The sequence below is a fragment of the Amycolatopsis sp. NPDC028719 genome, assembly GCF_055565395.1.
Genome location: NZ_JBVHUL010000004.1, coordinates 558,085 through 578,075, shown reverse-complemented (window position 1 = coordinate 578,075; position 19,991 = coordinate 558,085). Strand labels below are relative to the sequence as shown.

At 71.5% G+C, this 19,991-nt stretch carries 26 protein-coding genes; 13 read left to right on the top strand and 13 right to left on the bottom strand.

The window, feature by feature from the left end:
• The first annotated feature begins 455 nt into the window (after positions 1–455).
• The 4 genes from ACZ4TR_RS21230 to ACZ4TR_RS21215 are packed head-to-tail and all read left to right on the top strand — an operon-like array spanning position 456 to position 4,342.
• Positions 456–2,972, top strand: a complete 2,517-nt coding sequence (locus ACZ4TR_RS21230; RefSeq protein ID WP_465288637.1) for a sensor histidine kinase — start codon at positions 456–458, stop codon at positions 2,970–2,972.
• On the top strand, positions 2,972–3,391 hold the full coding sequence (locus ACZ4TR_RS21225) for a roadblock/LC7 domain-containing protein (RefSeq protein WP_284745731.1): 420 nt from the start codon (positions 2,972–2,974) through the stop codon (positions 3,389–3,391). The genes ACZ4TR_RS21230 and ACZ4TR_RS21225 overlap by 1 nt, the downstream gene beginning before the upstream one ends.
• A complete protein-coding gene (locus ACZ4TR_RS21220; RefSeq protein WP_155541361.1) occupies positions 3,388–3,759 on the top strand; it encodes a DUF742 domain-containing protein in 372 nt (123 codons plus the stop codon). The genes ACZ4TR_RS21225 and ACZ4TR_RS21220 overlap by 4 nt, the downstream gene beginning before the upstream one ends.
• A complete protein-coding gene (locus ACZ4TR_RS21215) occupies positions 3,740–4,342 on the top strand; it encodes a GTP-binding protein (RefSeq protein WP_086674902.1) in 603 nt (200 codons plus the stop codon). Before ACZ4TR_RS21220 ends, ACZ4TR_RS21215 begins: the two co-directional genes overlap by 20 nt.
• Positions 4,343–4,420: 78 nt before the next feature.
• On the opposite strand, the gene ACZ4TR_RS21210 is transcribed toward ACZ4TR_RS21215, so the two are convergent.
• Positions 4,421–4,867, bottom strand: a complete 447-nt coding sequence (locus ACZ4TR_RS21210) for a DoxX family protein (protein WP_465288636.1) — start codon at positions 4,865–4,867, stop codon at positions 4,421–4,423.
• Positions 4,868–4,979: 112 nt separating this feature from the next.
• On the opposite strand from ACZ4TR_RS21210, the gene ACZ4TR_RS21205 reads away from it, so the two are divergent.
• The gene (locus ACZ4TR_RS21205) at positions 4,980–5,447 is read left to right on the top strand and encodes an NUDIX hydrolase (protein ID WP_465288635.1); all 468 of its coding nucleotides are present in this window, start codon (positions 4,980–4,982) and stop codon (positions 5,445–5,447) included.
• Here the strand turns inward: ACZ4TR_RS21205 and ACZ4TR_RS21200 are convergent.
• Entirely contained in the window at positions 5,437–6,084 is a 648-nt protein-coding gene (locus ACZ4TR_RS21200) for an HAD family hydrolase (RefSeq protein WP_465288634.1), read from the bottom strand. The genes ACZ4TR_RS21205 and ACZ4TR_RS21200 overlap by 11 nt on opposite strands.
• A 28-nt stretch (positions 6,085–6,112) precedes the next feature.
• The gene (locus ACZ4TR_RS21195; protein WP_465288633.1) at positions 6,113–6,631 is read right to left on the bottom strand and encodes an O-acetyl-ADP-ribose deacetylase; all 519 of its coding nucleotides are present in this window, start codon (positions 6,629–6,631) and stop codon (positions 6,113–6,115) included.
• A gap of 29 nt (positions 6,632–6,660) precedes the next feature.
• Between ACZ4TR_RS21195 and ACZ4TR_RS21190 the strand changes: the two genes are divergently transcribed.
• On the top strand, positions 6,661–7,110 hold the full coding sequence (locus ACZ4TR_RS21190; RefSeq protein ID WP_465288632.1) for a hypothetical protein: 450 nt from the start codon (positions 6,661–6,663) through the stop codon (positions 7,108–7,110).
• Here ACZ4TR_RS21190 and ACZ4TR_RS21185 read toward each other — a convergent pair.
• The 3 genes from ACZ4TR_RS21185 to ACZ4TR_RS21175 form a co-directional block, all read right to left on the bottom strand.
• Positions 7,107–7,901 (bottom strand): alpha/beta fold hydrolase, encoded by a 795-nt coding sequence (locus ACZ4TR_RS21185; RefSeq protein ID WP_465288631.1) that lies wholly within the window; start codon positions 7,899–7,901, stop codon positions 7,107–7,109. The genes ACZ4TR_RS21190 and ACZ4TR_RS21185 overlap by 4 nt on opposite strands.
• Positions 7,898–8,551 carry a DUF998 domain-containing protein gene (locus ACZ4TR_RS21180; RefSeq protein ID WP_465288630.1) on the bottom strand — a complete coding sequence of 218 codons (654 nt, stop codon included), beginning with the start codon at positions 8,549–8,551 and terminating at the stop codon, positions 7,898–7,900. The genes ACZ4TR_RS21185 and ACZ4TR_RS21180 overlap by 4 nt, the downstream gene beginning before the upstream one ends.
• 93 nt (positions 8,552–8,644) lie before the next feature.
• Positions 8,645–9,766 (bottom strand): metallophosphoesterase, encoded by a 1,122-nt coding sequence (locus ACZ4TR_RS21175; protein WP_465288629.1) that lies wholly within the window; start codon positions 9,764–9,766, stop codon positions 8,645–8,647.
• Positions 9,767–9,861: 95 nt separating this feature from the next.
• Between ACZ4TR_RS21175 and ACZ4TR_RS21170 the strand changes: the two genes are divergently transcribed.
• Positions 9,862–10,134, top strand: coding sequence for a DUF6412 domain-containing protein (locus ACZ4TR_RS21170; protein WP_364521540.1), 273 nt, complete (start codon positions 9,862–9,864; stop codon positions 10,132–10,134).
• Between the two features lie 65 nt (positions 10,135–10,199).
• Entirely contained in the window at positions 10,200–10,856 is a 657-nt protein-coding gene (locus ACZ4TR_RS21165; RefSeq protein WP_465288970.1) for a YidC/Oxa1 family membrane protein insertase, read from the top strand.
• Here the strand turns inward: ACZ4TR_RS21165 and ACZ4TR_RS21160 are convergent.
• Positions 10,839–11,252: a DnaJ family domain-containing protein gene (locus ACZ4TR_RS21160; protein WP_465288628.1), complete on the bottom strand. Its 414-nt coding sequence runs from the start codon at positions 11,250–11,252 to the stop codon at positions 10,839–10,841. The genes ACZ4TR_RS21165 and ACZ4TR_RS21160 overlap by 18 nt on opposite strands.
• A gap of 66 nt (positions 11,253–11,318) precedes the next feature.
• On the opposite strand from ACZ4TR_RS21160, the gene ACZ4TR_RS21155 reads away from it, so the two are divergent.
• Positions 11,319–12,089, top strand: coding sequence for a TetR/AcrR family transcriptional regulator (locus ACZ4TR_RS21155; protein ID WP_465288627.1), 771 nt, complete (start codon positions 11,319–11,321; stop codon positions 12,087–12,089).
• On the opposite strand, the gene ACZ4TR_RS21150 is transcribed toward ACZ4TR_RS21155, so the two are convergent.
• The 3 genes from ACZ4TR_RS21150 to ACZ4TR_RS21140 form a co-directional block, all read right to left on the bottom strand.
• Positions 12,086–12,349 (bottom strand): hypothetical protein, encoded by a 264-nt coding sequence (locus ACZ4TR_RS21150; protein WP_465288626.1) that lies wholly within the window; start codon positions 12,347–12,349, stop codon positions 12,086–12,088. The two genes, ACZ4TR_RS21155 and ACZ4TR_RS21150, sit on opposite strands and share 4 nt — an antisense overlap.
• A complete protein-coding gene (locus ACZ4TR_RS21145; protein WP_465288625.1) occupies positions 12,346–13,500 on the bottom strand; it encodes a lytic transglycosylase domain-containing protein in 1,155 nt (384 codons plus the stop codon). The genes ACZ4TR_RS21150 and ACZ4TR_RS21145 overlap by 4 nt, the downstream gene beginning before the upstream one ends.
• Before the next feature lie 194 nt (positions 13,501–13,694).
• Positions 13,695–14,609 carry a LysR family transcriptional regulator gene (locus ACZ4TR_RS21140; RefSeq protein WP_465288624.1) on the bottom strand — a complete coding sequence of 305 codons (915 nt, stop codon included), beginning with the start codon at positions 14,607–14,609 and terminating at the stop codon, positions 13,695–13,697.
• 103 nt (positions 14,610–14,712) lie between these two features.
• Here ACZ4TR_RS21140 and ACZ4TR_RS21135 point away from each other — a divergent pair, with 103 nt between their 5' ends.
• A complete protein-coding gene (locus ACZ4TR_RS21135) occupies positions 14,713–15,408 on the top strand; it encodes an SDR family oxidoreductase (RefSeq protein WP_465288623.1) in 696 nt (231 codons plus the stop codon).
• A 99-nt stretch (positions 15,409–15,507) separates the two neighbouring features.
• Entirely contained in the window at positions 15,508–16,134 is a 627-nt protein-coding gene (locus ACZ4TR_RS21130; protein WP_465288622.1) for a hypothetical protein, read from the top strand.
• Positions 16,135–16,136: 2 nt separating this feature from the next.
• Here the strand turns inward: ACZ4TR_RS21130 and ACZ4TR_RS21125 are convergent, their stop codons facing one another.
• A complete protein-coding gene (locus ACZ4TR_RS21125; protein ID WP_465288621.1) occupies positions 16,137–16,577 on the bottom strand; it encodes a GNAT family N-acetyltransferase in 441 nt (146 codons plus the stop codon).
• Between the two features lie 139 nt (positions 16,578–16,716).
• Between ACZ4TR_RS21125 and ACZ4TR_RS21120 the strand changes: the two genes are divergently transcribed.
• Positions 16,717–16,938, top strand: coding sequence for a hypothetical protein (locus ACZ4TR_RS21120; RefSeq protein ID WP_465288620.1), 222 nt, complete (start codon positions 16,717–16,719; stop codon positions 16,936–16,938).
• A 49-nt stretch (positions 16,939–16,987) separates the two neighbouring features.
• Here the strand turns inward: ACZ4TR_RS21120 and ACZ4TR_RS21115 are convergent, their stop codons facing one another.
• The gene (locus ACZ4TR_RS21115; RefSeq protein WP_465288619.1) at positions 16,988–17,917 is read right to left on the bottom strand and encodes a DUF222 domain-containing protein; all 930 of its coding nucleotides are present in this window, start codon (positions 17,915–17,917) and stop codon (positions 16,988–16,990) included.
• A 301-nt stretch (positions 17,918–18,218) separates the two neighbouring features.
• Between ACZ4TR_RS21115 and ACZ4TR_RS21110 the strand changes: the two genes are divergently transcribed.
• Positions 18,219–19,004: a DeoR/GlpR family DNA-binding transcription regulator gene (locus ACZ4TR_RS21110; RefSeq protein WP_465288618.1), complete on the top strand. Its 786-nt coding sequence runs from the start codon at positions 18,219–18,221 to the stop codon at positions 19,002–19,004.
• Positions 19,005–19,072: 68 nt separating this feature from the next.
• Here the strand turns inward: ACZ4TR_RS21110 and ACZ4TR_RS21105 are convergent, their stop codons facing one another.
• Positions 19,073–19,885 (bottom strand): SGNH/GDSL hydrolase family protein, encoded by an 813-nt coding sequence (locus ACZ4TR_RS21105; protein ID WP_465288617.1) that lies wholly within the window; start codon positions 19,883–19,885, stop codon positions 19,073–19,075.
• Positions 19,886–19,991 lie beyond the last annotated feature (106 nt).

Sequence of the window (19,991 nt, the reverse complement as noted above, 5' to 3'; positions counted from 1 at the left end):
GCGGCCGCAAAGACCGGACGGAGTGACTGGCACCGGTCTTCGTGGCGAGTCCGTGACCTTTCTCACCGAACCATCCGGCGCTCACGTACGTAGCGGCTCCCGCTCCGGTGCTTGGGTCGATCGCACCACCGGACAGCCTGCATCCCGCTGACGGAACGGAAGCAGTGCTGGGACGAACGTCACGACTTTCGGTGGTGGACTTTCCAAGCGCAGGCAGCAAGTGTGGACGGGTCACCGTTCCAAGATCACGTTCTCGCCACGGACTTGACGCGCCTTGAAGGGCTGCATACCGTCGTCGCGGGCGAAGCAGACCACGGTGATGTTGATCCGGCTGGTCGGAATCCGGGTGTTGACCGCCTCGGGCGACCCGAAACCATGTACTGCCGGAAGGAAAACGGACCCAGGTGAAGCAGATTTCTCTTCGACGCAACCGGGGATCCTCGATTCGGAAGCGCGTGCTCACGATCGCGCTCATCCCCAGTGTGGCCTTGTTGCTCGTCGGGGTGGCGCTCGCGGGCTACCTCATCTACGACGCGGTCACCGGTCGTGACTACGTGAACCGGATCCGGGGCTCGGAAGCTCCGTCGATCCCGTTCTTCGGCGCGCTGCAGCAGGAGCGCCAGGCGACCCTGAGCCTGCTCGCGGGCCAGGGCAACCAGCGGGCCGTGCTCGCGGCCGTCCGTCCCAAGACGGACCAGAACGCCGCGAAGACGATCGAGTACCTGAGGGACAACTTCGCGGGCTACGACGACACCCCGCCGAGTGTCCAGAAGAACATCACCACGTTCTTCGGGCTCTTCCAGCAGCTGCCGCAGACGCGCCAGGCGGTCGACAGCGGCCAGATCCAGATCAGCCAGGCCTACACCTTCTACAACAAGATCATCGACCAGTTCACCGACGGCCTGGCCGGACTGGCGCAGAACGCGCGCGGCGCGCAGAACGCGTTCGACCGGCTGACCGCCATCCCGATGTTCACCGCGGCCGAGTCGATGCAGCGCAGTGACGCGCTCGCCGCCGCCGGGCTCGCCGCGGGCGGGCTGAGCAACGAGGACTTCCGCACCTACGTCGGCCAGGTCGGTGCCTACCACGCGCAGCTCGACGCGTCGGCGCCGAAGATGATCCCCGAGGTCAAGGCGAAGTACGACCAGCTGCTGGCGAGCCAGCCGTGGCAGGTGGTGACCCAGGTCGAAACCGCTTTCCTGCGCGGTGACCTGACCAAGCTGCCGGTGCCGCAGGACCAGTGGCGCACCAGCGCCCGGCTCGTCGGCGACGCCCTGTCGGGCATCTTCGTCCTGCAGAGCTCGAACGCCAGCCAGGCCGCGATCAACGACGCCGACTCGACGTTCACCGAGTCGCTGATCGCCGGTGTGATCGCGGTCCTGTTCGCGGTCTTCGTGGTGTTCGTCGCCGTCCGGTTGTCGAACCGGCTCATCGGCCGCCTGCACCGGCTGCGCGAGGACACCCTCGACGCCGCCGAGGTCCGGCTGCCCGAGCTGGTCGCCCGGGTCCAGGCGGGCGAGCCCGTCGACCTCGAAGAGGGCGGGCACTTCCTCGACCACGGCACCGACGAGATCGGCCAGGTCGCCGACGCGTTCAACAAGGCGCAGCAGACCGCCATCGCGGCCGCCATCGACGAGGCGAAGATCAAGGAGGGCACCAAGGCGGTGTTCCTCAACATCGCCCACCGCAGCCAGGTCATCGTGCACCGCCAGCTCAAGGTGCTCGACCAGGCGGAGCGCAAGCAGGAGGACCCGGAGCAGCTGGACACCCTGTTCCAGCTCGACCACCTCTCCACCCGCGCCCGCCGCAACGCCGAGAACCTGATCATCCTCGGCGGCGGGCAGCCGGGCCGGCAGTGGCGCAACCCGGTCGGGCTGGCCGAGCTGGTCCGCGGCGCGTCCGCCGAGACGGAGGACTTCGCCCGGGTCAAGACGGCCGCGCTGCCGCAGATCGCGATCCGCGGCCCGGTCGTCGGCGACCTCGTGCACCTGCTCGCCGAGCTGATCGACAACGCGACGTCGTTCTCGCCGCCGCAGTCGCGGGTCGAGGTGCGCGGCAACGTGGTCGGCAAGGGCGTCGTGATCGAGGTCGAGGACCAGGGCCTCGGGCTCGAGCCGGACCAGACCGAAGAGATCAACACGATGCTGTCCAGCCCGCCGGACTTCGGGATCATGGCGCTGTCCGACGAACCGCGCCTCGGCCTGTTCGTGGTCGCGCGGCTGGCGGCCCGCCACGGCATCCAGGTGCACCTGCGGGAGTCGGCCTACGGCGGCACCCGGGCCATCGTGCTGGTGCGCACCGACCTGCTGGCCCCATTGGCGGAGTCCGAGCCGGAGCAGCCGATCACCCCGCCGAAGCCGGAGCTGGTGCCGAACCCGGTCGAGCCGGAGCCGGTGAACGACGAGGTCGCGCCGCTGCGCCGGCCGGTCCGCCGCCCGGCGGCCCGCCACCGGACCGAGCCACCGATGCCCGTGTCCCAGCCGGTGTCGCAGCCCGAAACGGCCCCGGCGCCCGCCGCCCCGCCGGCACCGGTCCAGCCGCCGTCCGTGCCGACGCCGGTCCCCGTCGGATCCGTGTCCGAGCCGGTCAGCCAGCCGACGCAGGCGCAGCCGGCGGTCGCCCCGGTGCGCCCGCCCGTGCCGCCCGTGCGGACGTCCCGGCCGGCCCGCCCGGCCGCGCAGCCGCCGGTGTGGCCGCCGTCCGAACCGCGGCCCGCGATGCCCCAAGGCCGGCCGGAGCAGCCGCGCCGCCCGGAGGCCCCGGGCCGCCCGCCGCTGCCGCAACGGCGACGTCAGCAGAGCCTCGTTCCGCAGTTGCGGGAAGATAAGCCCGCCACGCAGGAGCGGGAGGAAGTCCGGCTGGATTCGCCGGAGGCCGCCCGCAGCCGGCTGTCCGCCTTCCAGCAGGGCACCCGGCGCGGCCGTGACGAAGAACCAGCCGAGAACGACGACAGGTACGGAGAGCGCGAGTAATGGCCAACTCAGGCGTCAGTGAGCTCGACTGGCTGCTGGACGACCTCGTCAAGCGGGTCGCCGGGGCGGATCGCGCGGTGGTCCTGTCCTCGGACGGCCTGCTCATCGGCAGGTCGGGGAACCTCTCCGAGGAGGACGCCGAGCACCTTTCGGCGGTCGCTTCGGCGTTCCAGAGCCTGGCGCGCGGGACCGGACGGCACTTCGGCGGCGGCAACGTCCGCCAGACGATGGTGGAGATGGACCACGCGTTCCTGTTCGTGACGGCGGCCGGCCGGGGTGCCTGCCTCGCCCTGCTGGCCCGTGAAGACGCGGACATGGGGCTGGTCGCGTACGAGATGAACCTGATGGTGAAGCGCGTCGGCCAGGTGCTCACCTCGGCCCCGCGGACCGGTGCCGGCGTCCTTCCCACGTCGCCATGAGCGGACGGCACGAAGCCTGGTTCGACGACGAGGCCGGCCCCCTGGTCCGGTCGTACGCGGTCACGGGCGGCCGCACGCGGTCGGACACGCTCGGGCTCGACCTCATCACGCTCGTGGTGGCGCTGCGCACCGCGCACGAAGCGGGCATGCTCGAACCGGAGTACGCGCGCATCATCGCCCTGTGCCAGCGGCCGGTCTCGGTGGCCGAGGTGGCCGCGCGGGTCGACCTGCCGCTGCCCGTGGTCAAGGTGATGCTCAGCGACCTCATCGAGCAGAACCTGGTGCTGTTCCGTACCGCGGCACCGGCCCAGGAATCCCCCAACCGACACGTATTGCAGGCGGTCCTTGATGGCATCCGGAAACTCTGACCCCCGGCGGAACCTGACCGCGACCGCGGTCAAGGTACTCATCGCCGGCGGGTTCGGGGTCGGCAAGACCACGATGGTCGGCTCGGTGAGCGAAGTGCCGCCGCTGCGGACCGAAGAGGTCATCACGACCGCGTCCGAGGGCGTCGACGACCTCTCGGGGATCGAGCAGAAGACCACCACGACGGTCGCGCTCGACTTCGGCCGCATCACGATCAACCCGGACCTGATCCTGTACCTGTTCGGCACGCCGGGGCAGGACCGGTTCTGGTTCATGTGGGACGAGCTGGCGGAGGGCGCGCTCGGCGCCGTCGTGCTGGCCGACACGCGCCGGCTGGACAGCTGCTTCGCGGCGGTCGACTTCTTCGAGCGCCGCAACCTGCCGTTCGTCGTCGGCGTGAACTGCTTCGACGGCGCGTACCGCTACGGCACCGAGGAGGTCCGGCAGGCGCTCGACGTCGGCATGGACGTCCCGCTGCTGCTGTGCGACGCCCGCGAGCGCGAGTCGACGAAGCAGGTGCTGACCAGCCTGATGGAACACGTGATGGCGCGGTCGGACCTGGCGGCGGCTCAGGGCGGCTACTGACTCCACGCAAATGCCTCTGAAGGCCACCATGAGGGCATCCAGTGCCCTGATGGTGGCCTTCAGAGGCTTTTGGTGAGCTCAGCGGCGGCGCTTGAGGAGCGTGTCGAGGGCGAAGCGGCCCGGGCCGATCGCGGCGAACAGCAGGAAGACCCACGCGTAGACGGCGGACGGCTCGCCCATGTTCTGCAGCGGCAGCAGGCCCATCGGGGCGTGCACGGTGAAGTACGCGTAGGCCATCACGCCCGACAGCAGGATCGCGGCCGGCCGGCTGGCGAGCCCGACGAGGAGCAGCAGCGCGCCGGCGAGCTCGAGGACGCTGCCCCACCAGCCGGGGAACGAGCCGAACGGGACGCCGCCGCCCTGGCCGTCGATGCCACCGAAGAAGCCGAATCCCTGCAGGCCGTGGAAGCCGAACAGGAACGAGATCACGATCCGCGAGGCGCCGACGACGATGCCGGTGACCGGGTTCGTGGCCTCGGTGCGGGTGGCGGCGGTCTGGGTCTGGGGGGTGATCGTGGTGGTCATCGGGGTTCCTCTCCTGGGTTCTTCCTTGCCTTCTGCCTACGCGTCGAGTGGGTTCTCCCCGGATCGACAGCCCCGCGAAATCTTTTTTGGCGACTTTCGGGAGACTGTGTCGATGGCGGGCAAACGCAGTGCCGGGCTCCTGCTCCACCGCGGGCGGGGCGAGGACGTCGAAGTGCTGCTCGGGCACATGGGCGGGCCGTTCTGGGCGAAGAAGGACGCGGCGGCGTGGTCGCTGCCGAAGGGCGAGCTGGACCCGGACGAGCCGCCGGAGCACGCGGCCCGGCGCGAGTTCGAGGAGGAGCTGGGCCTGCCCGCGCCCTCCGGTGAGTACGTGCCGCTCGGTGAGGTGAAGCAGTCGGGCGGCAAGGTCGTCACGGCGTGGGCGGTCGAAGCCGACCTCGACCCGGCCGCGGTGGTGCCCGGGACGTTCTCCTTGGAGTGGCCGCCACGCTCGGGTCGCCAGCAGGAGTTCCCCGAGGTGGACCGGGTCGAGTGGTTCCCGCTCGAGGTCGCGCGCGAGAAGCTCGTGAAGGGCCAGCTGCCGTTCCTGGACCGGCTGCAGGCGCTGGTCAGCGGCTGAGGAGGGCTTCCAGGGGCTTGGCGGTGAACGACGGCAGCACGACGTCGGCCTGGCCGAAGTCGAGGCTCTCGGTGATGGCGTTCGGCACGGCGACGCAGGTCAGTCCGGCGGCTTTGGCGGAGGTGACGCCGTGGGGCGTGTCCTCGAAGGCGATGGTCTCGGCCGCTTCGGCCCCGAGGGCGTCGAGCGCGGCGAGGTAGAGGTCCGGGTCGGGCTTGGCCCGGTGCAGGTCCCCGGTGAGGACAGCGTCGAAGTAGCGCGCGATGTCCAGCCGTTCGAGGTGCGGGTTCACCCAGGCCCCGGACGAGCTGGAGGCGACGGCCAGCTTGAGGCCGTGGTCCTTCGCGGTCTCCAAGTAGCTTCGGACGCCTTCGCGCGGGCCGAGCTTTTCGAGGAGTTTCAGCACGCGGGCCCGGGTGACGGGCCGCAGCGCCTCCGGATCGATGCCGGGGACGTGCTCGCCGAGCAGGGCGAACATGGCGGCGGTGGTGTGCTGCGTGCCGATGACGGCGTACCAGGCTTCCATCGGCAGCTCGACGCCGTGCTCGCGGAAGACGTCCCGCCACGACTGCAGGACGGCGGATTCGGTGTCGGCGAGGGTGCCGTCGAAGTCGAAGACCAGGGCGCGGGTGGGCACGCCTGCACCCTGCCCGGTCGGTGATCGTTCAGGCAAGGGAGTTGTGACGAGCCCGGAAGGCGTTCACGGCGGCTTCCCCGCGCAGGGCGAAGACGACTTCCTCGATCGGCCCGGGCTCGGCTTGGACCACGGTGGTCAGGGCGATTTCGGCGGCCGACTCCAGGGGCCACCGGTAGATCCCGGTGGAGATGGCGGGGAAGGCGACGGTCCTGGCGCCGAGTTCCCTCGCCACTCGCAGCGAGTTCCCGTGGCAGTCGGCAAGGAGTCCGGAGCGGTCTTCGGCCGGCGACCACACCGGGCCGACGGTGTGCACGACCCAGGTGGCGGGCAGGTTCCCGGCGCTGGTGGCGACAGCCTGCCCGGTCTTGAGCCCCTTCCCGTAGTGCCCGGCCCGCAGCTTCCGGCACGCGGCGAGGATCTCGGGGCCACCCTTGCGGTGGATGGCCCCGTCGACCCCGCCGCCACCGAGCAGCGAGGAGTTGGCGGCGTTGACGACGACGTCGACTTCGAGCGTGGTGATGTCGGCGTCGATGATCCGGATGCGCACGGGCCGATCCTCCTGGACACAATGGCTTCGTGCTGAACGCTATCGCCGAGCTGGCGACGGAGGAGTACCTGCTGGAGCCGGCGGACCACGTCGCCGAAGCGCGGCAGAACTCCTGGTACGTGGGAGCGTCCCCGGAGCAGCGGGCCGAGGTGACGGCCGAGCGGATCGTCGCGGCCTTCGAGGCCGTGGCGTCGGCTCTCGACGCGCGCTTGCGCCCCGGCGGGCCGGCGACCTTCTACGTCTGGCACGACGAGCAGGTCGGCGCCCTCAAGGTCTCGCTCACGTCGCTCGGCCCCGACGAGCTTCCCTTCGCGGCCGAGTACGTGCCGGCCGGGGAACTCGGCCCGATCGTCGAGGCCTTCCTCGCCGACCCGAGCCCGGGGTTCATGCCGTGGGACGACCTCGAGCCCGTCGCGGCCGGCGAGCCCGATCCGCCGATCCCGCCCTTCCTTGTCTGGGTCCGGACGATCGCCGCCTAGCTCAGGTAGAACTCCGCCAGGACCGGGGCCAGCGCCGCGGCCTTCACGATGTGCGTCTGGCCCGGCAGCGTCCGGTACTCCGCCGACGGCAGCACCTTCGCCAGCGACGACACGCCGTTGCGCATCCAGGCCGGGCTGCGGCCGCCGTCCACGACCAGTGTCGGGACGTTCACCTCCGGCCACGCCGCCGGCAGCGGCGACCCCGCCTGGTGCTCGACGACCAGCGCCGTGTCGTACGGGATCGTGTGGGCCACGCGCTTGAGCTTCGACCAGAACGGCATGATCCGCATCATCGCCACCATCGCGCCGCCGAGGCCGACGCCTTCGGTCATGAACATCTTCACCGCCGTGCCGCGCTTTCCCGCGGCCAATGCCGAGCCGAGGCGGGCCGCATAGTCGGCCGGGACGCGGGGACGGGTGCCGTCGACGACGAACGGGGGCTCGTACAGCGCCAGCTTGGTCACCGGGAGAGTGCGAGCCGCTTCGAGCGCCAGCGCCGCGCCCGACGAGATGCCGAACAGGAACGCCTCCCCGCCCGCTTCCTTGACCAGCGCGGCGATGTCCTCGACCTCGCGCTCGGCCGCGTACGGCCCGGTGTCGGTGCTCTCGCCCCGGCCGCGGCGGTCGTAGGTGTACACGGTGAAGCGCGTGGACAGTTCCTTCGCGAGCGCGTCGTTCGGGGACGAGCCGCGGTAGCACATCGCGCCGTCGACGAGGACGAGCGCGGGGCCGGAGCCGGCGCGGGTGTAGGCGATCTTCGTGCCGTCGGCGGCTGAAACCATGGTGCTCATCGGGACTCTCCTCGCGGCATCAGGTGGACGGACGTGGTGGCGAGCCAGACCCAGGCGATCGCCACGGCCGCCCAGAAACCGAGGATGACGGCCGGGCTCGCCGAGCCGGACGCTACGCCCGCGAAGCCCACGAGGAACAGCAACCCGCTGAGCCGCGAGTACCACGCTCGCGCGGGCGTGAGGTGCGAGCCGATCGCGAAGCAGGCCGCGACCAGGGCGGCAAAGCCGATACCGCCGGCGACGAAGTGCAGCGTGCCGTGCCAGCTGATCGCCGCCGGCGGACCGGCGGGGGTGCCGGCCGGGAAGCCGTCCTGCGGGTCGGCGCGGAAGACGCCCGCGCAGAGCAGGCTCACGCCGTAGACGGTCAGCAGTCTCGGCCCCCACCGGCCGGGCAGGACGCGCCGGATCCCGGCCGCGGCCGCGATCGTCAGCAGGCCGGTGATCAGGAAGTTCGTGATCTGGAGGAACCCGAGCGAGCCGTTGGAAAGGACACTCGCGGGGTGGCGCGTGAAGTCGAAGCCGGCGCGGGTCAGGCCTTGGCCGACGCCGGTGAGGACGAAGACGGGCCCGGCGAGGACGCCGCAGGTCAGCAGCCCGCGGGTGGTGGTCGAAGGAACGAGGGACCGGGGGCGGATCGCGGTGGTGGTCATGGCGGACAGCCTGACATCCGACGATCGAAAGTGTCAAGACAAAAAAAGTTGTCGGTAGGGAACGATCCCCTCTGTGGCCTGGGGGCGCTCGGGTCAGGCGGAGCGCAGGGTGAGGAGCGTGATCTCGCTGGGCGCGAAGACCCGGAACGGCGGTCCCCAGAACCCGGTGCCCCGGCTGTTGTACAGCTGGGTCGGGCCGTGCCGGGTCAGGCCCGACAGCGTCGGCTGGTCGAGCCGGACCAGGAGGTGGAACGGCCAGATCTGCCCGCCGTGCGTGTGCCCGGAGATCTGCAGGTCGACGCCGGCTTCGCGCGCCTCGCGCACCTGCTTGGGCTGGTGCGCGAGCAACACCACCGGGACGTCGGCGGGCCGGTCGGCCAACGCGGCGGCCAGGTCGGGACCGTGGCCGGGCAGGCCGGACGCCGCGCCCGTCGGGTCGTCGATGCCGGCGAACAGGATGCGGTCGCCGTCGCGCTCCAGGAGCGTCGAGCGGTTGTGCAGCGTGTCCCAGCCGAGCCCTTCCATGTGGTCGAGCCACGCCTGGGCCTCGCCGAAGTACTCGTGGTTGCCGGTGATGTAGAACCGGCCGAGCGCGGCCTGGACGCCGCCGAGCGGGTCGACCTGCTTGCGGCGCTTGGCCACTGCGCCGTCGGCGAGGTCGCCGGCGTGGCAGACGACGTCCGCTTCGAGGGCGTTGACCGCCGCGACGACCTGCTCCGACCACTTCGTCCGGTCGATCGGCCCGTAGTGGGTGTCGGTCAGCACGGCGACGCGCAGGCCGTCGAGGCCCGGGCCGAGCCGCGGGATGACGACGTCGGCCGCCTTCACCGGCGGCACCCGCATGGCGACGCGGTTGCCGTGCACGAGCAGGCCGGCCGCCACCACGAAGGTCACGCCCGCGACGATCCGCGACCGCGCCGGATCGTCGACGCCGAGCAGCGCGGCGCGCAGCACCAGGCTCAGCACGGACCAGCTGAACAGCACCCAGATCACGGCCAGCAGCGAGTCGCCGAGGCGCGCGCCGCCGTCGCGCTGGCGCCGCCCGTGGCCGCGGACCATGGCGACCGGCATGGTCACCAGGCCCAGCGCGAACACCGCGGTGCCGGCGATCGTGGCCGCCGTGCCCCAGTCCGGCGCGAGGACGAGCGTCCACCAGGGAACGGTGAACAGCAGGAGCAGCGCCAGGATCGGCACGACGACGAATTGGCCTCTCATCGAACCAGGTTACAGCCCATCGGGCTGTTAGCTCGGGACGGCAGGGGTCCCGATTCCGCTACCCTGGGGTCACGAAGAGGAAGGGGGCGACCGCTGTGAACACCCTGCTGGAGCTCGCGTTCCCCGTCGTGACCAGCCCGACGGCCCTGGTCGCCTTCGCCTCTCTCGCCGCCGCGAGCCTCCTGGTCGTGCTGCTGGTCGGCAGCACGCACGGGTGCGAGGTCGCCCTGTGGTCGGTGCCCGTGCGCGGCCGCGTCGCCGCCTTGCGCCGCCGGGCCCGGCGCGCCGAGTCGATCCGCCTGCGCGACCCCGGCGCCCCGGGGCGCAGCAGGCCGCGAGCACCCGCTTCCCGCAGCACGGCTGCGTAGGAGCACCTGGGAAACGCAGCCATTCCGCTCACTCACACCCCTTCCACTCTTGCGGAGTGCTGCCCATGTTCGGCTTCCTCGACGTGCCCGTGGCGGGCGCGTACCACCTGATCCACGCGCTCACCGGCCCGCTCTCGACCGCGCTGGCCATCGTCCTGTTCACCCTCGGCGTGCGGCTGCTGCTGCACCCCCTCGCCCGCTCGGCGGCCCGCGGCGAGCGCGCCCGGGCCGCCCTGATGCCGGAGATCCAGGAGCTGCGGGCCAAGCACGGCCGTGACCGCGACCGGCTGGCCGCGGAGATGACGAAGCTGCAGCAGGAGTCCGGGGCCTCGCTGTTCACCGGCTGCCTGCCGATGCTGCTGCAGCTGCCGTTCTTCATGGTCATGTACCGGCTCTTCACGACGCCCACGGTCGGCGGCGAGCCCAACTCGCTGCTCGGCGCGACGCTGTTCGGGACGCCGCTGGGCGCGCACGGCCTGGCCGGCGGCCCGCTCGTGTTCGTGGTCGCGGCCGGGCTGGCGGTCGTCGCGTGGTTTTCGGTGCGCTGGCAGGACCGCCACCGCGACGCGACCGCGCAGGTCCCGGGCGGCAGGCTGCTCCGGTTGCTGCCCTACGGCACGGTGCTCGCGACGCTGGTCGTGCCGCAGGCGGCCGGGATCTACCTGCTCACGACGACGGCGTGGACGGCAGCCGAACGAGCGTTGCTACGACGCGGCTCGTGAGCGCCGCCAGTCCTCGACGGCTTCCTCGACGTCCACCAGCGCGACGGTGAGCGGCGGGCCGGTGTGGTGGTTGAGGTAGGCCTGGCGGATCCGCTCGTTGAGGTCCGCCACGACCTCCCGCACCCGCTCTTCGGCCCGCTCGCCGGCGAGCCGCTCCGGCAGGTCCTGGACTTCGCGCTTGAGGGCGAGGGCCGGGGGCAGCAGCGCCTTCGTGTCGTGGCCGCCGGCCCGGACCTGCCGCAGCACCCAGTCGGTCGCGGCGTCGTTGCCGGTGGGCTTCGGCAGCGGCTTGCCGGTGCCGGGGAGGTCGTCGAACTCGCCGCGTTCGCGGGCCTCGCCGATCTGCCGGTCGACCCACCAGCGGAAGGAGACCTTGGGCGGTTTGCGTCCGGTCATACCTCCAGAATGCCAGGTCGGACGGCCGGCCCGGGTAGGATCGCGCCGGAGGAGCGAGGGGAGCGCATGACCGCCGAACGCACTGGCGCCGAAGAGGTGGACCGGACGCTCGCGCTGCTCTGGCGCGCCCGCGGTGGTGCCACCGAGCCGACCCGGGGCCGCCGTCCGACGCTGACGGTCGAGCGGATCGTCGCCGCCGCGATCGCGGTCGCGGACGCCGACGGGCTGTCCGCCGCGTCGATGCACCGCGTCGCCAAGGAGCTCGGCGCCGGCACGATGACGCTCTACACCTACGTGCCCGGCAAGGCCGAGCTGGTCGACCTGATGGTCGACGACGTGCTCGTCGAGCGGCGCCTGCCCGGGCCGGGCGAACCGCGCCCGGCGGACTGGCGCGAGCAGGTGGCGCTCTACGCCGAGCGGACGCGCGCGGCGTACCGCACGCACCCGTGGCTGTGCGAGGTTTCGCGGGTCCGGCCGCCGCTCGGGCCCGGTCAGCTGGCCGGGCAGGAGTACCTGCTGTCCATCATGGACGAGTTGGGCCTGCCGCCGCGGGAGGCCGTGGCGGCGGCCAACGGGATCGGCACCTACGTCGACGCGAACGCGGCCCTCGGCGCGGAGAACACCCGCCTCGAGCGCAGCACCGGGCAGTCGACCGAGGCGTGGTGGCACCAGCGGTCGTCGTTCTGGGAGAACTACTTCGTGGTCGACGCGCACCCGGCGATGAACCGCGTCTGGCTCGGCGGCGGCTTCGACGAGAGCGCGAAAGCCCAGGGCGACACCGCTTACGAGTTCGGCCTGAACCGCATGCTCGACGGCATCCAGGCACTGGTCGGCTAGCGGCGGACGCGCCACCTCGACCGGCGGCGTTCCTGCCGGGGCACCGAGGGCTCGGCGGGAGCCTCACGCAGGACGTCCCGGCACACGGGGTCGAACCGGCCGGGCGCCTCGATCATCGGCGCCGCGAGCACCACGTGCCCGCACACCGCGCGGAACCGCCCGTCGTGCCGGCCCGCCGCGAACTCGTCCTCGGTCACGGCGTGGGTGTAGCCGTCGGCGTCGCAGCGGATGTGCACCAGGAACGGCTCCACCGGGCTCACGTCGTCGGGCTGGTGGTGGTGGTTTCGGTCGCCGTGCTCACCGAGTCGGCCGGCGTGCTGGCCGGCGCCGTGGTGCTGGTCGTCGGCGTGGTGCTCGTGGTCTCCGGCGGCGGCGTCGTGGACGACGGCGGGGTCGTCGTCGGGTCCGTGCTCGGCGTTCCCGGCGTCGTCGCCGGGGTGGACGACGACGGCGACGTGCTGGTCGGCGAAGTCACCGTGCCCGGTAGCGAGCCCGGCGGCTGGGCGGCCACGGGCGGCGCGGGCGGGGCGGGTGCACCGACCGGGCCACCCGCGGCGGCGGCGTCCGGAGCGTCCGGCGCACCGATCGGCACCTCGCTGTCGGGCAGCTGGGCGACCCCGCCGCGGTAGGCCGCGGCCCACGCCATCACAGTGTCCACATAGGACTGCGAGTTGTTGTAGCGGCGCACGGCGATCCGCTGGCCCGCGTCGGTCGAGAGGTCGAGCCCGCCGGAGCACAGGTAGCGCCCGGTGGCCAGGGCCTCGTCGTAGATGTTGTTCGGGTTCGAGACGCCGTCGCCGTTGCCGTCGGAGGCGTAGCCCTTCCACGTGGCCGGGATGAACTGCGTCGGGCCGACCGCGCGGTCCCAGACGGCATCGCCGTCGTACTTGCCGCCGTCGGTGTCGGGGATCGCGGCGAACGCGCCGGCGCCGTTGAGCACCGGGCCGAGGATGGGCTCGAGGGTGTCGCCGCCGGCGTTGACGTACCCGCCGCGCGCGTGGTTCGACTCGATCCGGCCGATGCTCGCGATCAGTGCCCAGTCGAGGTGGCAGTTCGGCTGTTCCCGGGCGAGGATGTCGGCGGCGTTCTGGTACGCCTTGAGCATGCTGGCCGGGATGCCGAGCGGTCCGGAGATGCCCGCCGAGCCGGCGTGCCCACCCGGCACGACCAGCGGCATCGGCACCGGCGGCTGCGGGAGGCTGCCGTCGACGGCGATGGGGGGCATGACGATGTTCGGCTGCTGCAGCGGAGCGGCCTGGTCGGGCAGGGTCTCCCCGGCACCGGCGATGACGACCGGCGTGGGCAGGCCGGTGGTCAGCGTGGGCAGCACGACGAGCGCGCCGCCGGCGAGCGCGGCCGCGGTGCGGCGGACACCGCGTGTGCTCTTGCGACGTGGCCGGTGCTTCGGCATGGTCGTCCCCGCTTCCCTCGATCTTCGCTGATCGCCTCACCCGATCGGCCCCACCCACCGGTACTGACCGGTAGGAGCAAGCTATCCGATGGAAGCGAACTTTGGCGAATGGCACAGCGAAATCGGGGCCGCGAAGAGAAGTTCGTCCTGATGGCACAAAACCTTCGTAGGGAATCTGTCACATTCACCAGGACTTAACGGGTCGCTGAGGAGAGTTCGTCCAGCAGGGCACCGGGTACGGCGATCCCGCGGTGCGTCACGTCCGAAGAAAACCGCCGGACGAGCGAATCCGACGGCGTCGCGGTGAACGTGACGACATCACGGTGCAGAGCGGGCTTCAGCCGCCGCAGCGCACCCGCGAACGTGCGGGTCAGCGCCGTCGTCGGGACCAGCGCGACACCCAGCCCGGCCGCCGCGAGCTGCGCCGCCGTCGCCGCCTGCTTCGTCCGCATCACCGCGCCGAGCACGGTAGCGCGCTGTGCGGCTTGCTCGTCGAGCCAGGCTCCGAGGCCGTTGTCCGGGTGGTAGTGCACCACCGGCACCCCGGCCAGGTCGGCCATCGATACCGCCGCCCGGGTGGCGAGCGGGTGGTCGGCGGCCAGCGCGACGACGATCTCTTCGCGTCCCACCAGGTCCGCCGGCCCGGTCCAGTGGCTCGGCCGCGGCCCGACCGCGACGTCGGCCTCGCCCGCGTCCAGGGTCGCCACCAGCGCGTCCGCGCTCGTCGTCTCGGTGAGCGTGATCAGCACGCCCGGGCGGTGCCGGTGCCACTTCCGCAGCACGGGAGCGAGCAGCCCGGCGGTCATGCTCTCCGCGCACGCGATCCGCAGCGTGCCCTCGCCGCCGGTGGCGACCGCGCGACCGGCCCGGACCACGCGCTCGGCGGCGGCCAGCGCGGCGCGCGCGTCGGCCAGGACCGCCCGCCCGGTGGCGGTCGGCCGGACCCCGCGCGGGAGCCGTTCGAGCACCGGCGTGCCCAGTTCCCGTTCGAGCGCGGCGATCTGGTGCGACAGCGCGGGCTGCGAGAGGTGCAGCCGGGCCGCCGCCTCGGTGATCGACCCGGCGTCCAGCACCGCGACCAGGCACTCGAGCGCGCGCAGCGTAGGCATTCGCTCATTCTATCGCAGTCGTCGAAAACGTCGGGATCGCGAAGGGATTGTTCCGGCGGTGTCGGGCGCTGACTCCGGTGTGCGAGACGGAAGGAGCACGGAAATGTCGTTCGGAGGAAAGCGGCTGGTCGTAGTCGGCGGCGGATCGGGGATCGCGCGCCGGATCGCGGCGGACGCGCACGCGGCCGGTGCCGAAGTCACCTTGGCCGGGCGGGATCCGGCGCGGATCGGCGTTCCCGGAATTCGCGCCGCATTCGCGGATCTCGGCAACGAATCGTCGCTGAAAGCGCTTGCGGCCGAAGTGGGCGAACTCGACTACCTGGTCTCGCTCGCCGGAGCGCCGGCGAACGGACCGGTCGCGGGCTTGGCGCGGGACGCGGTCACGAGGGCGTTCGACGCCAAGGTGATCGGGCCGCTCATGCTGGCCAAGCACTTCGCCCCGCGGTTCCGCGACGGCGGCGCCATCGCCTTGTTCTCCGGGGTCGCGGCGTGGCGGCCGGCCCCGGAGCGCACGGTCATGGCCACGACGAACGGCGCGGTCGCGTTCCTCGCGCAGGCGCTCGCGGTCGACCTCGCGCCGATCCGCGTCACCGCGATCTCGCCGGGGATCGTCGACTCCGGCGCGTGGGACCGCCTCGGCGCGGGAAAAGAAGATTTCTTCCGCCGGACCGCGGAAGCGACTCCGGCGCGGCGGGTGGGCAGCACCGCGGACGTCGCGGCGGCGACCCTGCAGGCGCTGGCGAACCCGTTCGTCACGGGCAGTGTGCTGCATGTGGACGGGGGCGGCCGGCTCGGCTGAAACTCTGGGTGAGCGAGCCTTTACAGAACCCTGAACCATTCCTATGATCGGCCGTCCGGACGCAGTGCCCGCGCCCGGACGGCCCAGGTGGAGGGTTTGATGGCACGCAGGGCTCCGCGCAGTGAGGCGGTCACCGTGGCCGAGCTGCTGGTCCGGTCCGCCGAGGCGCACGACCGTCAGCGCGTGGCGAACAGTCGAGCGCGGCACCGGGAGAAGTCGCCGGCTCTGGGATCCCTGGCCCGGATTCGGGTGTTCTCCGTCGTCGCCGGCGCGCTCGCACTGACCGGCGGAGTCGCGACGGCGGTGTCGATGCCGGTCGAGCGGAGCGCGGGCGCGGCGTGGCCGCAGGTCGACCTGGAACCCGCGACGGTCCCGCTGGTGCCGTTCCCCGCGGACGTCGTGATTCCGCCCGCGAAGCCCGCTCCGGAATCCGTGGCGCCACCCGTCGATCCGGGCGGAATCGTCCCGGCGGCTGCCGAGCCGAAATCGAGTTCCGGAGTATCGCCCGCTCGCCGCGGAAACCTCGCGAAGGCGGTCAAGATCATCGGCCAGGCGAATCTGCCGGTGAAACCGCTGAAGCAGGCGAAGCCGCAGGGCTCGCCGAAGCAGGTGGCTCCGGTGCGGCACGAGATCCCGGATTCCTCGCTGTGGTGGCGAGGGTGGAGTGCCGGCCACGACGGCGGCCGCCACCACGACTGCGGCGGCGGTGGCCGTCACCGCCGGTGACGTCAGGAGCCGAGCGGGATCTGGTACTGCATGAACCCCTTGTCGAGGGCGACCTGGTCGTAGAGGCGCCGGGCGGTGGTGTTCGAGGTGTGCGTGTGCCAGTAGACGCGGACGCAGCCCCGCTCGCGCGCCCAGTCGGCGACGGCCTCGATCAGGGTGCGGCCGACCCCGCGCCCGCGCGCCTTGTCATCGGTGAACAGGTCCTGCAGGTAGCAGACGTCGGCGGACGTCGTGCTGACGTGCGTGAAGAAGTGGACGATGCCGACGAGTTCGCCGTCGAGCCGCGCACCGAGCGCGTGCATCCGTTCGCCGGTTCCGAACTCACGCCAGGCGCGGTCCACCAGCTCGGGCGCGAGCGTCCGGCCGTAGAACGTGTTGTAGCCGGCGAACAGGTTTTCCCAGGCCGGACGGTCTTCCGCGCCGAGGCTCCCCACAGTGATCATGCGCCGAGGCTAGCGTCCTGGCTGACGGGTTCGGCGAACACGCCGGACAGAACTGGCCAGTAAGGTGACGAACCCGAATCAGATTCATAGAATCACCAGCCATCAGGTCCTGATCGGCCCAATCCAGCGGAGGTTCCCGATGGCGCGCACGGCCCACCGTGCCAGTGGCAAGCCCGTCACGGTGGGGGAGCTGATGCTCCGGCCGGACGTCCACGGCAGACGCCGGCCCGAGGACCTCGAAGTGCTCGAGCTCGCCTACCGGATGCGCCGCAGGGTCGGCCCGGAGCCGGCCGTGGTCCGGACGCCTCGGTCCCGAGCGCTGGCCGTGGTCACCGGCCTTTGGCGGCGCAAGCCTCGGTAGTCCCGCCGCTTCGAGTGGGGTCGTCCCTGATCAAGCAGCGCTGATTCGTTCACGCGGGCCACTCTCGTCGAGGGTGGCCTTTTTCGTGCCTGCACTCCGTGACAGTTGTTGCGCATAGCCGGCACGCGACCTTCTTGGCGGCGGAGATCGCCAGCCGGCCCGGCTGCCGGCGCGAGGTCGATGTTGGGCGTGGGTGTAGGCCCGTAGCCGGTTGGCTGCGGGCTCGTTCGCCGGCCTGCATCGGCAACTCCGGAGAGTTGAAAGTCAGGTCGATGGCGTCGGAGAAGGCGTCGCCGTAGCGTTCCAGTGGGGAGCGTAAGTCTGGGCCCTCGTCGGTGCTGTGGCGCTCGGCGAGCGAGTCGAACAGGGCGCTGGCTCGGGCGCCGGTCTCGTCGTCGAAACGGCCGTTCAGCTCCCAAAATCCGGTTCTCTTGCGACGCAACGACAATTCGCGGCTGGGCGGCCGGTTCGGTCTCGTCGGGTGCGGCGCCATCAGGGTCGAGGTGGGCCAGGATGCGTGCACCAAAGCGGCGACCTGCTTGTGCCCGGCTTCGGCGGCGAACGTGAGCAGGTGCTGCTCGGCATCATCGCGGTGCTCGGGCGGGATCTGGGTCGTCACCCCGACGATCGTGTCGATCATCGGGCTGCTCAACCGCCCCTCCGAGGCGGCAGCGCCGGTGGCGGCAGCGCCGGTGGCGGGAGCGATAGCGGGAATGGGCGTGCCATCCAGGGTGCGGCTCGGAGTGAGAGCGCGGGCTCGCTTGACCACGGTCTCGGCAGCGGACTTGGGAACGTCGGCGAGGTGTTTGAAAAGCCGTGCGGCAGAACGGTATCCGAAGAGTTCCATGACGCCGCGGGACTCGATTTCCGCCAGCAGAGAACCGATCTCGGCCTCGGCAGACCGCACAACGGTGAGCAGTGCGGAGATGCGGTCGGCCAAGGCCACCGCGTCCGCTTGCCACACCGTTTCCCGGTCCATACAACAAGATTACCGAAGATCGAACGTATGTCATCACTCGAACTGGTGAGAACAAGTCCTCGGCAGGGACACCGTTGCGTGGGAAATCGGCGCTCCGGCACCGAGCGGTAAGCAAGGACAAGAAGCGCCGATTTCCCACGCCCCGGCGAAGCCGTATCAGTGGATGCCAGCCACACAAGGGACAACCCAAGCCCCACGTGCAAAGCGTCACCCTCGATGCAGCATACTGCTCGAAACGGCGGCCAACAGCGCAACCGGATGCGCGATAGGCGACCGAGAGCCCAAGCTAGGAGTACCGCCGATGGCCCGGCACGAACGGTTGACCACCCTGCTGGACATGTTGGGGCAGCGGGAAAAGATCGACGTCGAGGACGTCGCCGCGGAGCTGGACGTCTCCGCCGCCACCATCCGGCGGGATCTCGACCACCTCGCCGAACAGCAGCTGCTCACGCGCACCCGCGGGGGCGCCGTCGCCAACGATCTCGCCTATGACCTCCCCCTGCGCTACAAGACCGCGCGGCACGTCCCCGAAAAGCAGCGGATCAGCGCCGCCGCCGCTGCCTTGGCCGCGAAGGGGATGGTTGTCGGCCTCAACGGGGGGACCACCACCGCCGGCGTCGCCCGTGCGCTGGCCATCCGCTCGGACCTGGGCGGCCGGGGGGACGCGCCCGGGATCACCGTCGTCACCAACGCGCTGAACATCGCGCACGAGCTCGCCGTGCGGCCGAACGTCAAGATCGTCGTCACTGGGGGCGTCGCGCGGCCGCAGTCGTTCGAACTGAGCGGGCCGCTCGCCACGCGCGTGCTCAGCGAGCTCACCATCGACCTGCTGTTCCTCGGGGTTGACGCCTTCGACCCCGACGCCGGCGCGTTCGCCCACCACGAGGGCGAGGCGAGCATCAACCGGCTGATGGTGGAACGTGCCGAGCGTGTGGTCGCCGTCGCGGACGGCTCGAAGCTGGGCCGGCGCGCCTTCGCGCGGATCTGTGAGACGGCGCAGGTGCACGCCCTCGTCACGGACACCGACGCCGCTCCAGAGGCCGTGCGCGCCTTCGAAGCCGCCGGGGTCGAGGTTCAGGCCGTCTGACTCAGCGCGTTTCCATCCGGAGGCTGTGCTGTCGCGGTCACCGGAGTCGCGAATGACAGCCGTCCGGCTCAGCGCGCGAACGCCAAGGCCGCCGTCAGGGCGCGGTGGCCGGCCGCGGTCGGGTGGACGTCGCAGCCGCCGCCCGGCAGCTTGATCAGCAGCCCCGCCGCGCACGGGTCGCCGCCGGTGCGCAGGGATGCCAGGAAGAACGCCGTGAAGCCGTCCGCGATCTTGCCGTGGTAGCGGCGGGTCACCTGCGTCAGCGCCGCGTTGATCGCCTTGACCTGCGCCACTTGGGCCGGGTCGCGGTAGTCGAGCGAGTAGTACGACACCAGCACGACGTCGCCGCGGTAGTGGGCGCGCACCGTGGAGAGGATCGCCGCGAGATTCCGGCTCACCTGGGCCAAAGCGGCGTCGAAAGTGGCGCCCGTGCAGTGGTCCGGCGTCGTGTCAGGGCACCGGAACATGTCGTTCGCGCCGATGGTCAGCGTCACGAGCCGGGTGTCCCGGTGGGTCCGCAGGTACTGCACGGCGTAGTCGATCTGCGCGCCCGCATACGAAACGTGCAGGGGATAGGCCAAGCGGTAGCCGTTTTCGCAGCCGTTGCTCGGTGCGGTGACGACCAGCAGGCTGCCCGTCGTCTCACCCGGGCAGGACGCGTTCGCGAGCCGGAGGCCGCGCAGTGCCGCGTACTTCTCGGCGTAGCCGCTGAAGTTGGCCGCGTTCAAATAGGCCGCGCCCGCGTCGGGCCGGTAACCGAACGCCACGGAATCGCCGAGCGCGAGATACCCGCCGTGGCGGGGCGTCGCTTGCGCCGGTGCGGTCAGGAGCGAACTCGCCGCGATGACCACCGCGGCCATGGCGAGAAATCGGCGAAGCATCGAAAGCTCCCTCCGTCGCGGGGGGGGGGGGGGGGGGGGGGGGTTGGGGGGGGGGAGGGGGGGGGGGGGGGGGGGGAGGGGGGGGGGGGGTTTGTTTTGTGGTGAG